This is a genomic window from Methylophilus flavus, assembly GCF_042678905.1.
Lineage (GTDB): Bacteria > Pseudomonadota > Gammaproteobacteria > Burkholderiales > Methylophilaceae > Methylophilus > Methylophilus flavus.
This window is the reverse complement of the sequence record NZ_JBHTLN010000001.1, coordinates 1,277,053-1,291,737: the sequence shown is the minus strand read 5'-3', so window position 1 is coordinate 1,291,737 and position 14,685 is coordinate 1,277,053. Positions and strand designations below refer to the sequence as shown.

Here is a 14,685-nt window from a genome sequence, read left to right as displayed (position 1 = left end):
AATAATAAAGCAAATGTTGTCCGCACCAAGCATTTTTTACCAGACTGCCGGAAACCTGAACACCCCATATGAACTTGCTTAAAGCTTTGGCCACCGTCGGTGGCATGACGTTTATCTCGCGCCTGCTGGGGTTTGTCCGCGATACGCTGATTGCCCGTATTTTTGGTGCTGGAATGGCGACCGATGCATTTTTTGTCGCGTTTAAAATCCCCAACCTGTTGCGCCGCATTTCCGGCGAGGGCGCGTTCAGCCAGGCATTTGTACCTATTCTTTCCGAATACCGCAAACAGCGCACGCCGGAAGCGACCAAAGCCTTGATCAACCATGTCTCCAGCTTGCTGGGGCTGTTTCTGGTGGGTATCACCATCGTTGGCATGCTGGCGGCACCATTGATCGTGCGGCTGACATCGCCGGGATTTGTCGATGATCCGGCCAAGTTCGCGCTGACCACCGACTTATTGCGCATTACCTTTCCTTATATTCTGTTTATTTCGCTGGTGTCTATGGCCGGTGGTGTGCTCAACGCACACAGCAAATTCCAGGTGCCTGCTTTTACGCCGGTGTGGCTGAACTTGAGTTTTATTACAGCTGCTTTGTTTATGGCGCCATACTTCAATAATTCAGTCTATGTGCTGGCATGGGCGGTATTTGTCGGCGGCATCATCCAGTTGCTTTACCAGTTGCCGTACTTGCAAAAGATAGGCATGTTGCCGCGTTACGCGCTGAATACGCAGGATGAAGGGGTACGCCGCATACTCAAGTTGATGGGCCCAGCGATTTTTGGCGTGTCTGTCGCCCAGATTTCGATTGTGCTGAATAATATCTTCGCTTCCTTTATGCCAACGGGTAGCGTGTCGTGGCTCTATTATGCAGACCGCTTGATGGAGTTCCCTACCGGTGTGCTTGGTGTTGCCCTGGGTACTATTTTATTACCCAGCTTATCCAAGGCGCATGTGGATAAGTCTTCAGCCGAATTTTCACAATTGCTGGATTGGGGCCTGCGCCTGACCTTTATGCTGGCGATCCCTGCCGCCGTCGCCATGGCGGTGCTTTCCAAGCCGCTGGTCGCCAGCCTGTTTTATTACGGTAAATTTACCGCGATTGACGTGGTGCAAACCGAACGCGCACTGATTGCCTATAGTCTGAGCTTGCTAGGCCTGATCATGGTGAAGGTATTGGCCCCCGGTTTTTACGCAAGGCAAAATGTGAAAACGCCGGTCAAAATCGCCATTTTCACCTTGGTCATGACGCAAATACTCAATGTGTTATTTCTCTATTTCACACCATTGCGCCATGCCGGGTTAGCCTTGGCGGTCGGGCTGGGCGCCTGTTTAAATGCCACTTTATTATGGGTGACACTACAACGCAGCGGCGCATTCGTGCCGAATAAAGGATGGTTTTTGTTTCTCGCCAAACTGATACTGGCGGTGACTGTCATGGCCGTGGCCCTGCACCTGGTGGCTACATGGGCTGGCGACTGGCTGGCAATGCCCCCGTTGGTGCGCTTATTACACCTGGCTGGCGTTGTGGTCATGGGCATGCTGGTCTATTTTTCCATGCTCGGATTACTGGGCTTCCGCCCCGCGGACTTTATGAAACGAGTGGCTAAATAATGCAGATTTTCCGCCATATTCCGCAGTCTTCTGCTCCCGCAGCGATTGCAATTGGTAACTTTGATGGTATGCACCTTGGCCATCAGGCTTTATTGCGCCAGTTAATTGCCTATGCACAAACCTACCGCATCGTGCCTGCGGTGATGACGTTTGAGCCGCACCCGCGCGAATTTTTTGTGCCGCAAAATGCACCTGCGCGGTTGGCTTCCATGCGTGAGAAACTGGAATATTTTGCCGAGTTTGGCGTGCAGTGCGTTTACGTGCAACGCTTTAGCCACGCCTTTGCAGCGCAAAGCCCGGCCACCTTCATGCAGGTATTGCGCCAGCAATTGAATGCCAATGTTGTCATGGTGGGTGAGGATTTCTGTTTTGGTGCCAAACGTGCGGGCACGGTGCAAACCCTGATTGAACATGGTTTTAATGTCATTCCGTTGCCTGAAGTACAACTCAACGGTGAACGCGTGTCCAGCACGCTGGTGCGTGATGCGCTGGCAGCAGGCGATTTTGCAAAAGCGCATACTTTGCTAGGGCGCACTTACAGTATCAGCGGCAAGGTGGTGCATGGGGCAAAGTTAGGCAGGCAGCTTGGCTTCCCCACTGCCAACGTGCATATGCGCCACGAACGGCCTGCACTCACCGGGGTTTATGCGGTAAAATTGAACAATTTACCGGCAGTTGCCAATCTGGGCGTACGACCCACCATTGAAGGTATCCCCAAACTCAAATTGGAAGTGCATGTGTTTGATTTTAATGGTGATTTATATGACCAGCATGTGCATGTGGAGTTTTTGCACAAATTGCGTGATGAGATGAAATTTGCCGGCTTGGACGCACTGACAGCGCAAATTGCAGCTGATGTAGTGCACGCTAAACAATACTTCCAGTCCGCTGCGGTGAAATAGTTAAAAGAAATAGTGTGCCCCGCCTTATGAAAATGCAGGGCATGCAATGTTGAGATTTTTAAATGACTGACCAAAACAAAGATTCTAAATACCCGTTGAATTTACCTGAGACCAGCTTTCCCATGCGTGGGGATCTGGCCAAGCGTGAACCTGCCTGGCTGAATAGCTGGCAACAACGCAAGGTATATGAGCGTATCCGCAGCAAGCGCCAGGGCGCCAAAAAATTCATCCTGCATGACGGCCCGCCCTATGCCAACGGTGATATTCACATCGGTCACGCGGTCAATAAAATCCTCAAAGACATCATCATCAAAGCCAAAACCATGAGTGGTTTTGACGCCCCTTATGTGCCGGGCTGGGATTGTCACGGCCTGCCGATTGAGCTGGTGGTGGAAAAAGCCCACGGCAAAAATATAGATCCGGCCAAGTTCCGTGAGCTATGTCGTGCCTACGCGGCCGAGCAGGTTGAGAAACAGAAAAAAGACTTTATCCGCCTGGGCGTGTTTGGCGACTGGGATCACCCCTACCTGACCATGGCCTTTGATACCGAAGCTGACATCATGCGTGCTTTGGGCGATATCTACAAAAACGGTTATCTTTACCAGGGCTCCAAGCCTGTGCACTGGTGTGTGGACTGTGGTTCCGCGCTGGCTGAAGCCGAAGTTGAATACGAAGATGTGAACTCACCGGCGATTGATGTCGGTTTCAAGGTGGTGGATAACTCCGCGCTTGGTAAAGCATTTGATGTCAATGTGACGGGCGATGCCTACGCGGTGATCTGGACCACGACACCATGGACACTGCCAGCGAACCAGGCGGTGAGCGTGAATGCCGAGCTGGATTATGACCTGATTCAAACCAGCAAAGGTTTGTTGATCCTGGCACGCGAGCTTGCTGAAAAAACACTAGCGCGCTATGCCGAAGAAAATACTTCTGTGATTGCCAGCGCGAAAGGTGATGCTTTACGTGGACTGTTATTGCAACATCCATTCGACAACCGCCAGGTGCCAGTGATTACCGGCGATCACGTCACGACTGAAGCCGGTACCGGCCTGGTGCATACCGCTGCTGCCCACGGTAATGATGACTGGCTGGTGATGCGTGCCAATTTCCCTAATGAAAAACCGCGTGTGCTCATCGGTGGCGATGGCAAGTTTTTTAACAGTGAACTGGTCGAGTTTACTGAAATCCGTGGCCTGAGCCGCCAGGATGCCAACAAGATCATTCTGGCAAAGTTGCAGGAAAATGCTGTGCTGTTTGCCTCTGCACGCTTGAATCATAGCTTCCCGCATTGCTGGCGTCATAAAACGCCATTGATGCAATTGGCAACACATCAATGGTTTATCGGCATGAACTCTGTTGGTACAGATGGCAAACCTTTGCGTGAGCAGGCCAATACAGCGGTGGATGCGACCGAGTTTTTCCCTAGCTGGGGCCGCGCACGTCTGGAAGCCATGATCAAGAATCGCCCGGACTGGTGCGTGTCACGCCAGCGTAACTGGGGTGTACCTATGCCATTCTTTGTGCATAAAGAAACCGGCGCACCGCACCCTGACACCTTGAATTTGCTGGAGACTGTCTGCAAACAGGTCGAGCAACAAGGTGTGGAGGCCTGGTTTAGCCTGGATGGCGATGCTTTCCTCAATCAGCATGCGCCGCAAAATGCCGAGCAATACAAAAAAGTCACCGATACCCTGGATGTCTGGTTTGACTCCGGCGCCACGCACTATGCGGTGATCCGTTCTTCGCAACATCCCTCGCTGGCGGCAGAAGCCAAAGTGCGCGCCGCTGCGGGTAAACCGGTGGCAGATTTATACCTTGAAGGCTCTGACCAGCATAGAGGCTGGTTCCAGTCCAGTTTGTTGACCGGTTGCGCGATTGACGGCCATGCACCTTATAACGCCTTGCTGACGCACGGTTTTGTGGTGGATGGTGCCGGCCATAAAATGAGTAAATCCAAAGGCAATGTGGTCGCACCGCAAAAGGTGATGGACACTTACGGTGCCGATATCCTGCGGTTATGGGTAGCCTCTACCGATTACTCCGGTGAGCTGACCATCAGTGATGAAATTCTCAAACGTGTCGCTGACGGTTATCGCCGTATCCGCAATACCTTGCGCTTCCTGCTTTCTAACCTCGCGGACTTTGATGCCAGCAAGGACTTATTGCCGGTGGAGCAGTGGCTGGAAATCGACCGTTACGCCTTGCACCTGACGCATGAATTGCAGGCAGGTATTCTGGCTGATTACGATAAATATGAATTCCATCTGGCGGTGCAAAAATTCGTTGGTTTCTGCTCTGAGGATTTGGGTGGTTTCTATCTGGATATCCTGAAAGATCGTTTGTACACCAGTGGTGAAACTTCGCATGCACGCCGTGCCGCGCAGAGTGCGCTGTATCACATTACCCATGCGCTGATGCGTTTGATGGCTCCTATCCTGAGTTTTACTGCGGATGAAATCTGGCAGACACTGGGACTGGATGCAGTAGCGACCGTGTTTGAGGAAGAGTGGTATGGCTTGCCTGCGCATGGCTTGAGCGATACGCAATTGCAACACTGGCAGATCATGATTGATTTGCGTAGCCAGGCTGCCAAGGAAATCGAGCTCTTGCGTGGTGAAGGCAAGGTTGGTTCGTCGCTGCAAGCAGAGCTTGAATTTCACGTGGCGGGTGAAGCATTTGAAGCGCTGAGCAGCCTGCAAGATGATTTACGCTTTGTCACCATCACTTCTGCGGCGACTACTTATCAAGTGGCAGATGCGGCGGCGCAGAAAATCCTGGTGAAACCAAGCGTGTACCAGAAATGCGACCGCTGCTGGCATTACCGTGCCGATGTAGGTAGTGATGCGGCGCACCCAAGCATTTGTGGCCGTTGCGTCAGCAACCTGTTTGGTAGTGGTGAAGTGCGTAAATATGCCTGAATTCAATACGCGTAATATGCGTTCGGCGCTGCCCTGGCTGTTTCTCAGTGCAATTGTGATTGTGCTAGATCTGTACACCAAACATCTGGTCCAGCAGGCATTTGTCTATGGCGAGCATGTGCCGGTGACCGGTTTTTTTGACCTGGTACGCTACCACAACACCGGTGCGGCATTCAGTTTCCTCGCCAATGCAGGTGGCTGGCAGCACGGTTTTTTCACCGCGGTATCTACCCTGGCATCTGTAGTCATGGTCTATTTGCTGGTCAAGTATCCACAGAAAACACTGTTCTGTTTCGGTATTGCCCTGGTGTTAGGCGGCGCATTGGGCAATCTCTATGACCGGCTGACACTGGGCTACGTAGTCGATTTTCTGCTGTTTTACTATGAGCAATGGGCGTGGCCTGCGTTTAATGTCGCCGATAGTGCGATTTGCGTGGGCGTAGGTGTACTTGTGCTGGATAGTTTTAAGAATCCGACCTGATCACTGCCAGGTGAAAAGGAGTGCGTATGGAAGGGTTGGAATACACGTTTTCGGATACGATCAAAATCTGGCAGGGTAGCAAGAGCACCTGGCACTATGTGAGTTTGCCCGTCTCCATCTGTGAAGAAATTCATACGCTCAACCAATACCATCAAACCAAACGACGTGGATGGGGCGCGGTGAAAGTCGATGCCATGCTAAATGGCCAGCATTGGCATACTTCGATTTTCCCGGCGTTTGGTGATGGCCGTTACGCCTTGTTCCTGAAAGCGGAAGTGCGCAAAGGTGCCAAGGTGGTTGTGGGCGACCAGGTCACCGTAGCAATCAAAATTCTTTTTTAAACAATCCTTTTTAAGCTGTCGATGAGTCTTGTGTTTGCTTGAGCAGCGCCTGAATATTCTCTATGGGCATAGGCCTGCCCAGCAAAAATCCCTGTATACAATCACATTCCGTGGTGCGCAAGAAGTCCAGCTGCGCTTGCGTTTCTATCCCTTCCACAACCACGGAAATGCCCAGAATCCTGGCTGTTTTTACAATGGTGCTGACTATCTCAGTATCCGCACTGCTCTCCGGCACATCTACCATAAATGCACGGTCTATCTTCAGTTCATCCAGCGGCAAATGCTTCAACTTGAATAGCGAAGAGTTACCGACACCGAAATCATCCAGTGAGATGCGCACGCCGGTGGCTTTTAATTGTTGCAGGATTTCCAACGCTTGCTCTTCATGTTCAAACACGGCACTTTCTGTGATTTCCAGTGTTACCAATGCCGGAGGCAGTGCATTTCTTTTCAGTTGTTCTGCAATGCGCAAGGGCAGGTGATGGTCACGGAACTGGCGCGGTGAGATATTGATAGATAAACCAATGGGTTGTCCGTGTGACTGTATCAACAGGGATAAATGCCGGAAAGCTTCTGCAATCACCCACTCACCAATCGGCACTATCAGCCCCGACTGTTCAGCATGTGGGATAAAGTCCGCCGGGCAAATGGTTTCGCCCTTGGGGGTTTTCCAGCGGATCAACGCTTCTACTGAGGCGATGCGTGGCGGATACTCTTTGCCCAGACTGAATATGGGCTGGAAATGCAAAAAGAATTCCTGTTTTTTGATGGCCTTGCGTAGCTGAATATCCAGGGTGAAACGGTTCTGGGCCTGTCGCGTATGCTCTTTGCTATAAAATAAAAATGGCTGGCTGGAGCGTTTGGCATGAGTCAGTGCCGTATTGGCGTTGCGCGTCAGTTGTTCGGCATTATCGGCATCACGCGGATACATGCTGATGCCTATACAGGCATCCAGGATCAGTTCGTGATCGTTGATCAATACGGGTTTATGCACAATGCTGCACAGATTACGTGCCAGCTGCATTAACTGGGTATCGGTTTTGTGCTGGCTGATAATCAGCGCAAATTTATCACCATGCACGCGCCCCAGCTCACCGCACTCATGGTTAATGTATTGCAGCCGCTGCGAAATTTCGCGCAAGAAAGCATCGCCTGTTTTGTGGTCAAAACTGTCGTTAATACTTTGGAAATGCCTGAGATCCAGGATAAGCAAGGTCACCATGCCACTGTCACTGGCGCCATTGATCACGGCATGCTCAAGCATATTGAGCATGGCAATGCGGTTATGCAGGCCTGTGAGCGGGTCAGTGCGGGAGAGCTGCAAGTATTCTTTGTCTTTTTCTGCCAGCCGTTTTTCTGCGCGTAATAACTTCTCGCTTTCTCCCAGCAAAATACTTTGCCTGATGGCCGAAAAAACCAGGGTAGACACGACTGAGACGATTACCACATGGTAAGCATAAGGATGCGGGCCGCTTTGCCACCAGACCACTAACAGCGAACTGAGACCGAATACAAAGGCAATCAGGGGTATCCAGTTGCGCAGTCTGCGGCACTGCTGGTGATAGGCACCTTGTAAGGCAGTACGAATCTGCCAGCCATAGAGTCCTCCGCCTATCAGCAGGTCAGCCACAGAAAAACCGGCATTGGTCCACAGGCTGGTTTGCGGCAAGTGGTTGAGGGCATTCAGGTTCCACTGCATCCAGCATAAGCCTTCCAGCGTCAGTCCGGCACTTAGCAAAAGCCAGGGCATCATCCAGGTGGGTCTTAAATAGGGAATCAATAATAATGAAACCAGTGCGGCACTCAGCATGCTGACCGGGTAAGCGGTCAGCACAGCCAGTTGTAAAGGCGTGACATCGGCTGATTTAGGTAAATAGGAAATCAGGATATACCCGAGGATAGCCATGCTGAATGACAGCGCATCTATGATGAAGGCCCAGCTTTTGGAATGCGACAGCTGGCTGCGCAGGGCAATGATGAAGCCAATGATCAGGCATGGCCCCATCAGTGGATAAAAGATGTCAGATTGCTCAGGGAAATCGGCGTGGCGGGTAAATACCTCGAATACCCATAACAGACCACCTGTGAAATAGGCTAGGGCGCCAATGACAAACCAGCGCTTGAAAGGCCTATGTGCAGGACTGGCACGGAGATAACCCAGCACGGCCAGCGTCAGGCAAGCCGTGTTGGTAGAAAGCCAGTGTATGTTGTTCAACCAAAGGGTTGTCAGCGGTGCCGTATAGAAGGTAGCGGCGGTGCAAATGACTAAAACCGATAACGCAACAAAAATGACTTTACCTGAAAGTGTCATGAAGCCCCCTGTTTTTTCTAATTCTAACAAGGGGTTAGAAAAAAACTAGTCTTTCCTGATAAATAACTTCACGCTATTTACCAGCACAACACACAGTGCGCCAGTCAGTATGCCAACCGCAGCATTGACGAGTAAAGACCATGGTAACGCCAGTTCAGCCAGTGGGTGCAACGCCGGGATCCCATGCGCAATAATGCCGCCGCCGACCAGGAACATGGCTGCAGTGCCAAGCACGCTGAGCAAGCGCATCAGGTAGGGCACGACCGACACCATGCCCCAGCCAAATTTGCGGTTGAGTTGCGGTAACAAGCCCTGGCCCTGACGCTGCATCAGCCATAAACCGATGTCATCCATTTTGACTATAAATGCAACCAGGCCATACACTCCAACGGTCATCAGCACGGCAATCACTGATAGTACCAGGATGCGCTGGGTCAGCGCCGCTTCGGCCACCACACCCAGCGAAATGACGATGATTTCAGCCGACAGGATAAAGTCAGTGCGTACGGCCCCTTTCACTTTTTCTTTTTCGAGCGCGACCAGGTCAACCTGCGGGTCTTGAGTTGATTCTTGCACAGCTTTTTTATCTGCCGCGTCATGTTTTGCATGCAATGAGTGCCAGACTTTCTCAAAGCCTTCGTAGCATAAAAATGCGCCGCCCAACATGAGCAAGGGCACAATCAACCAAGGAATAAAAGCGCTGATCAGCAAGGCAGCCGGTACCAGGATCAACTTGTTCAGGAATGAGCCCCGTGCGACCGCCCACACCACCGGTAGCTCCCGTTTTGCTGCAATGCCTGTCACTTGTTGCGCGTTGAGTGCCAGGTCGTCTCCCAATACCCCGGCAGTTTTCTTGGCTGCCACCTGGCTCATGACGGAAACGTCATCAAGCATGGTGGTGATATCGTCTAATAAAGCAAGCAGGCTGGAAGCGGCCATGAAACATTCCTGGATAATGTACAAAGATTGCTTATTCTACGTGATTCCCGTTAGAATGGCCGGATGCAGAACATAGGTACTCAGCGCTGGATAGCACGGCTGGCCATCATGGCCATGCTGCTGGTCAGCCTTGTGCCTACCCTGAGCCTGGCTTTCCCCATGCAGCAAGGCAACAGTTTCATCGGGCAGATCTGTTCTACGCAAGGCAGCAAGTTACTGGTGCAGGTGATGACTACACAAGGCAAGCAGTTGTCCACGCTGATTGATTACAAGCCTTCGCAAAAACCGGTTTCAATTAGCCACCATCTTGATCATTGCCCGTTCTGTCACATGGCACTGGATCACGTGACATTGCCTGCGCACAGTCCTGCCTATATCCTGTTCCAGCAAGCCCAGGCCGGGATCGCTCTCAGCGTTTACCAGCCACCAGTTGTTTCCAGTTTTTACCCCACTGCGCATCCCTCACGCGCACCGCCACTGACTCCACACTCAATCTAGTCCCGGCCCGATACAGGTCGGCTTCTGAGTAATGCCTGCGCCGCAGGTATGGATGGAGTCATCTCGTGATTGTTATCAACCTTCAGGCAATGATATTTGCCAAACAGGTGGAGTGGAAACGCCACATCACCCTCAAAGAAATCGCTGAAGCTACCGGCATCAGCCGCATGACCTTGCACCGCATCGTCAAAAAACCTGCTTACAACGCCTGCACCGAGCACCTGGACAAACTGTGTGCTTATTTCCATTGCGATATCGGCTCGCTGATCCGGTGGCAACCGGATGAAGCGACCCGGCAGGTGTTTGCTGCCTGATGCAGGATCATTCACTTTGATGGTCACAGCGTGGCCGCAGAGTGAATGGCATGTCGATAAGAGAATAAGGATAAATTCGCAATGAATGACACAAAAATCAGATTGGCGATATTGCCAGTCCTGACCTGTTTTGCCCAAATAATTACCACCGCATTGTTGGTGTTCCCGGCGTCAGCCTATGCTGACCATAATGAAGTCATTGAGCTGGATGACATTAGTGTGACCGGGACAGTAGATAGCAGGATTACTAAACATCCTGCCACGGTAGAAACTTACTCGCGGAAGCAGATCCAGGAATCGGTGAATGCAACCACGTCACAACAAACGCTGAAATACTTGCCCAGCTTTCAGGTGCGTGAGCGATACATTGGTGACCGCAACGGTCCACTTGCCACCCGTACGACAGGGACGCTATCCAGCGCCCAAACCATGGTATATGCCGATGGTATTTTGCTATCCAATTTACTGGGCAATTCGTTTAGTTTTCCGCCACGTTGGGGCATGGTCAGCCCGGAAGAAGTTGAGAGCGTCAGCATTTTATATGGTCCATTTTCAGCGTTGTATGCGGGTAATTCATTTGGTGGAGTGGTGAGCATGAACACGCGCATGCCGACCAAATTTGAAGCGCATGCAACAGCCCAGGCGTTTGCGCAGCATTTTGAGTTATACGGCACTGATAAAACCTTTAGAGGGAATCACGAGACGGCTTCGGTCGGTGACAAAGTCAATGATTTAAGTTTCTGGCTGGGCGTGGATCGTCTCGAAAACGAAAGCCAGCCTATGCAGTTTGCCAATGCCTTGCGATCGACCACAGCGCCTGGAGCGGCGCCGGTAGTAACTGGTGCTTATCTGGACAGGAATGAAAGAAATCTGAACAGGGTGACCTTTGGCGCTACTGGTAAAGACAGTACAGAACAGTTGAACGTCAAACTGAAAGCCGCTTACGATATCAGCCAGACAGTGCGCGCGACTTACACTTTAGGGCTTTGGGATCTGGATAGCCGTACTGATGTAGACAGTTACATTAAAGATGCTGCAGGCAACCCGGTGTATAACGGCCGCGTCAATTTTAATGGTCAACGTTACGATATTTCAGGATTTAGCCCGGCAGAAGTAGCGTCTTTTCATGTGATGCAGGCGATAGACCTGAAAAGTAATACCAAAGGTTTTTTTGACTGGAACCTGACGCTGTCTGACTATGATTACCAAAAAGATAGAAATAGTAGCGCGAATGCACCAGCAAACGGAACAATCGCGGCTGGCAATCCTTATCTGAATCGTATAGGACGTATTGTCGATATGAGCGGTACCGGCTGGACCGTATTTGATGCACGCGGTACATTGCGCCCAACAGATGGCCATGGTGACAAGCACGAAATCGATGTTGGCTATCATGTAGACCAATACACCTTGAAAAGTGATACCAATAACACGGCTGATTGGTCTGGCAGCAATAAAGGGTCATTGTTTGCCAGTTCACGCGGCCAGACGCAGACACAAGCGGTGTATGCACAAGATAAATGGCAGTTGAATCCGGCCTGGGCGGTCACGTTTGGCGGGCGGTTTGAACATTGGGAAGCCAGTGACGGCTTGAATCAAACCACAACGGGAGCGGGTCTGCAGGCGAGCCGCTATGCCGATAAAACGGATAACAAATTCTCTCCCAAGCTTTCCATCAGCTTTGAGCCTGTGCCTGAGTGGGGCTTCAGGGCGGCGTTTGGCCAGGCATTCCGCTTTCCAACGGTGAGTGAGTTATATCAGCAGATTACAACTGGCACCGCCCTGGTGCAGAATAACCCGGACCTGAAGCCGGAAGAAGTGATATCGAGTGAGCTGACTGCGGAACGCCGGTTTGCCATCGGTTTGCTACGCGCGAGTTTGTTTCATGAAAATAAATACGATGCCCTGGTCTCGCAAACCACCACTAATGGTAATGCGGTTCCATTTGGTTCCGGCACCTGTACCGCAGGCGCGGCTGGTTGTACCTTTATCCAGAACATCGATCATGTCCGCACCTATGGCATAGAACTGGCCAGTGAATGGCAGGATGTGGTGGTGCATGGCCTGGATTTGATGGGGAGTGCCACGTTCACCCATGCCGAGATTGTGAGAAATGATGCCAACCCTGAGTTTGAAGGCAATAAGCCATTACGCATCCCGAGGGCGATGATCAAAGGCGTGGCCACTTATCATCAAGGGCACAATATCACTTACAGTTTGGCGGCGCGTTACAGCGGCAGGCAGTATTTCTACCTGGATAACAGTGATAGCAACCCGGATGTATTTGGCGGCGCAAGCAAATTTTTCATCATGGATGTAAAAGCCAATTACAAGTTTGCTGATCGCTGGACAGCCTCAGTAGGCGTGGACAATCTGAATAATTACAAAGCCTATATTTTCCATCCTTATCCGCAACGTACTGCTTATGTGCAGATCAGGTTTAATTACTGATGCCCGGCGACCAGATTGGATGACATCATGAAATTACGCCGCTGGCCCGCCCATCAAATCGTCTGGCGCTGGCATTTTTATGCCGGGCTATTCTGTATTCCTTTTATTTTATTGCTGTCTGTCACAGGCGGCATTTACCTGTTTAAACCGCAGGTAGAAGCGGTACTGGATACCCCGTATGAACATCTGGTGCTGACAGGGATCGCCGCACCAGCTCATCAACAGGTACAGCAGGCACTGAAGGCTGTGCCGGGTTCTGTATTGCATGCCTATGAATTACCCGTCAGCGCTCACTCAGCAGTGCGCATATTAGTCAAACAGGGGGCGGTGACCTCACGCGTGTATGTGCATCCACAGACGTTGGAGGTTCTTCACATCGCTCGCGAAGATGCCAGATTCATGCGCGTGATGCACGAGCTGCATGGAAATTTATTACTGGGTGCACGCGGATCCTACCTGGTAGAGCTCGCTGCTTCCTGGGCGATTGTGATGGTGATCACCGGCTTGTATTTATGGTGGCCAAAAGCAGGGCACGGTCTGGCTGGCGTGGTTTACCCGCGCTTCAACAAGAGCAACAGGGTGTTCTGGCGCGATTTGCATGCGGTCACTGGTTTCTGGATATCGCTTTTTACATTGTTCCTGTTGATATCCGGGCTGCCATGGACCAAATCATGGGGCGGCATGTTAAAGGAAATCCGGCAAGTCCAAACAGGGAGCATTGCAGCAACCCCAAAATCACCGCCACAAGACTGGACTACCGGTGGCTTGGCTGTGAGTGAACATGCAGCCCATGAAGGTCACAGCATGGCAGTGCATGCACATGATCAGGCACAGGACTACCGGTTGTTGGATCATCTGGTAGCGACAGTGTCACCATTGCAGCTGGCACCACCGGTGCTGATCGCACCTCCCTCTGAAAAAACCGCAAACTGGACGGCACGCTCCGATGCGCAGAACAGGCCTTTGCGGGTGAATATCAGTTTTGATGCTGATGGAAATATAGCCAGCAGGAAAAACTTTGCCGACCGGCCTTGGCTGGATCGTGTGATTGGTTTAGGCGTTGCGATTCATGAAGGTCAGTTGTTTGGATGGCTGAACCAGGCATTAGGGGCGCTGACCGCTTTAGGCCTGGTATTGCTTTCTGTGAGTGGCGTTGTGCTTTGGTGGAAACGTCTCCGCAATACTTCTTTATTGCGCACCTTGGGCGCACCACCTGCTAGCCGGAAGCCTGCACCTTATGCCTGGGCCATGATAGGCGTAGTGCTTGCCTTAGGGTTGTTATTGCCGTTTTTCGGACTGTCGCTATTGCTGGTGTTATTGATGGAGCGCTGCCTATTACCTTATTTTCCCGTTTTGGCGGGCTACCTTGGTTTACGCAGTACTACGTGATAGCGCATCTTCAACATTTGTCGTTTGTTAATAGAAAGGTTGAACCATGAAGTCTTACTTAACTCATGGATTGGTCATGATCGGTATGGCCGGTTTTGCAGTCTTCGCTCATGCAGATTTAAAAGTATCCAACGCGTGGGTGAAACCCACTGTGCCCGGGCAACCTGTGGCAGGTGCTTACATGGCACTTGCTTCTGATAAAGACATGGACGTGATAGAGGTGCTTACACCAGTTGCCGGTAAAGCCGAGATCCATTCCATGTCCATGGACGGCAATATCATGAGGATGAAAAAACTGGACCGTTTACAGCTGAAACCAGGCAAGGTCGTTGAACTGAAACCGGGTGGGTTCCATATCATGCTGATGGAGTTGAATCACCAGATTAAAGCGGGTGAAGTGGTGCCTATCAGGTTGGTCACCCAGGATAAAAGCGGAAAGAAGGCAACGATATCTGTCAACGCTATTGCAGCTGAACCTAAAACTAGTGAGTCCACCTCAGGCATGCATATGCATCATTGATGATT

Annotated in this window: 12 protein-coding genes; 10 read left to right on the top strand and 2 right to left on the bottom strand. The window is 51.3% G+C overall.

Annotated elements, in window-relative coordinates; translation table 11 throughout:
- Nucleotides 1–68: 68 nt before the first annotated feature.
- The 5 genes from murJ to ACFQ2T_RS06260 all read left to right on the top strand — a co-directional run bounded on the left by murJ (nucleotide 69) and on the right by ACFQ2T_RS06260 (nucleotide 6,258).
- Nucleotides 69–1,613 (top strand): murein biosynthesis integral membrane protein MurJ, encoded by a 1,545-nt coding sequence (gene murJ / locus ACFQ2T_RS06280; protein ID WP_379031980.1) that lies wholly within the window; start codon nucleotides 69–71, stop codon nucleotides 1,611–1,613.
- On the top strand, nucleotides 1,613–2,515 hold the full coding sequence (locus ACFQ2T_RS06275) for a bifunctional riboflavin kinase/FAD synthetase (RefSeq protein WP_379031977.1): 903 nt from the start codon (nucleotides 1,613–1,615) through the stop codon (nucleotides 2,513–2,515). Before murJ ends, ACFQ2T_RS06275 begins: the two co-directional genes overlap by 1 nt.
- Nucleotides 2,516–2,577: 62 nt before the next feature.
- Nucleotides 2,578–5,436, top strand: a complete 2,859-nt coding sequence (gene ileS, locus ACFQ2T_RS06270; RefSeq protein ID WP_379031974.1) for an isoleucine--tRNA ligase — start codon at nucleotides 2,578–2,580, stop codon at nucleotides 5,434–5,436.
- Nucleotides 5,429–5,917 (top strand): signal peptidase II, encoded by a 489-nt coding sequence (lspA, locus tag ACFQ2T_RS06265; RefSeq protein ID WP_379031971.1) that lies wholly within the window; start codon nucleotides 5,429–5,431, stop codon nucleotides 5,915–5,917. Before ileS ends, lspA begins: the two co-directional genes overlap by 8 nt.
- A 26-nt stretch (nucleotides 5,918–5,943) precedes the next feature.
- Complete coding sequence (locus tag ACFQ2T_RS06260) at nucleotides 5,944–6,258, top strand: DUF1905 domain-containing protein (protein ID WP_379031968.1); 315 nt, start codon at nucleotides 5,944–5,946, stop codon at nucleotides 6,256–6,258.
- 10 nt (nucleotides 6,259–6,268) lie between these two features.
- Here ACFQ2T_RS06260 and ACFQ2T_RS06255 read toward each other — a convergent pair whose 3' ends face one another.
- Together ACFQ2T_RS06255 and ACFQ2T_RS06250 are read right to left on the bottom strand one after the other, a co-directional pair.
- Nucleotides 6,269–8,569: a putative bifunctional diguanylate cyclase/phosphodiesterase gene (locus ACFQ2T_RS06255; RefSeq protein WP_379031965.1), complete on the bottom strand. Its 2,301-nt coding sequence runs from the start codon at nucleotides 8,567–8,569 to the stop codon at nucleotides 6,269–6,271.
- A gap of 45 nt (nucleotides 8,570–8,614) precedes the next feature.
- On the bottom strand, nucleotides 8,615–9,508 hold the full coding sequence (locus tag ACFQ2T_RS06250) for a DUF808 domain-containing protein (protein ID WP_379031962.1): 894 nt from the start codon (nucleotides 9,506–9,508) through the stop codon (nucleotides 8,615–8,617).
- 63 nt (nucleotides 9,509–9,571) lie between these two features.
- Between ACFQ2T_RS06250 and ACFQ2T_RS06245 the strand changes: the two genes are divergently transcribed.
- The 5 genes from ACFQ2T_RS06245 to ACFQ2T_RS06225 all read left to right on the top strand — a co-directional run bounded on the left by ACFQ2T_RS06245 (nucleotide 9,572) and on the right by ACFQ2T_RS06225 (nucleotide 14,680).
- On the top strand, nucleotides 9,572–10,006 hold the full coding sequence (locus ACFQ2T_RS06245; protein WP_379031959.1) for a DUF2946 domain-containing protein: 435 nt from the start codon (nucleotides 9,572–9,574) through the stop codon (nucleotides 10,004–10,006).
- 65 nt (nucleotides 10,007–10,071) lie between these two features.
- Nucleotides 10,072–10,320: a helix-turn-helix domain-containing protein gene (locus ACFQ2T_RS06240; RefSeq protein WP_379031956.1), complete on the top strand. Its 249-nt coding sequence runs from the start codon at nucleotides 10,072–10,074 to the stop codon at nucleotides 10,318–10,320.
- 81 nt (nucleotides 10,321–10,401) lie between these two features.
- On the top strand, nucleotides 10,402–12,771 hold the full coding sequence (locus tag ACFQ2T_RS06235; RefSeq protein WP_379031953.1) for a TonB-dependent receptor: 2,370 nt from the start codon (nucleotides 10,402–10,404) through the stop codon (nucleotides 12,769–12,771).
- Nucleotides 12,772–12,798: 27 nt separating this feature from the next.
- Entirely contained in the window at nucleotides 12,799–14,160 is a 1,362-nt protein-coding gene (locus tag ACFQ2T_RS06230) for a PepSY-associated TM helix domain-containing protein (RefSeq protein WP_379031950.1), read from the top strand.
- Between the two features lie 46 nt (nucleotides 14,161–14,206).
- On the top strand, nucleotides 14,207–14,680 hold the full coding sequence (locus tag ACFQ2T_RS06225; protein ID WP_379031947.1) for a copper chaperone PCu(A)C: 474 nt from the start codon (nucleotides 14,207–14,209) through the stop codon (nucleotides 14,678–14,680).
- The last annotated feature ends 5 nt before the right edge of the window (nucleotides 14,681–14,685 follow it).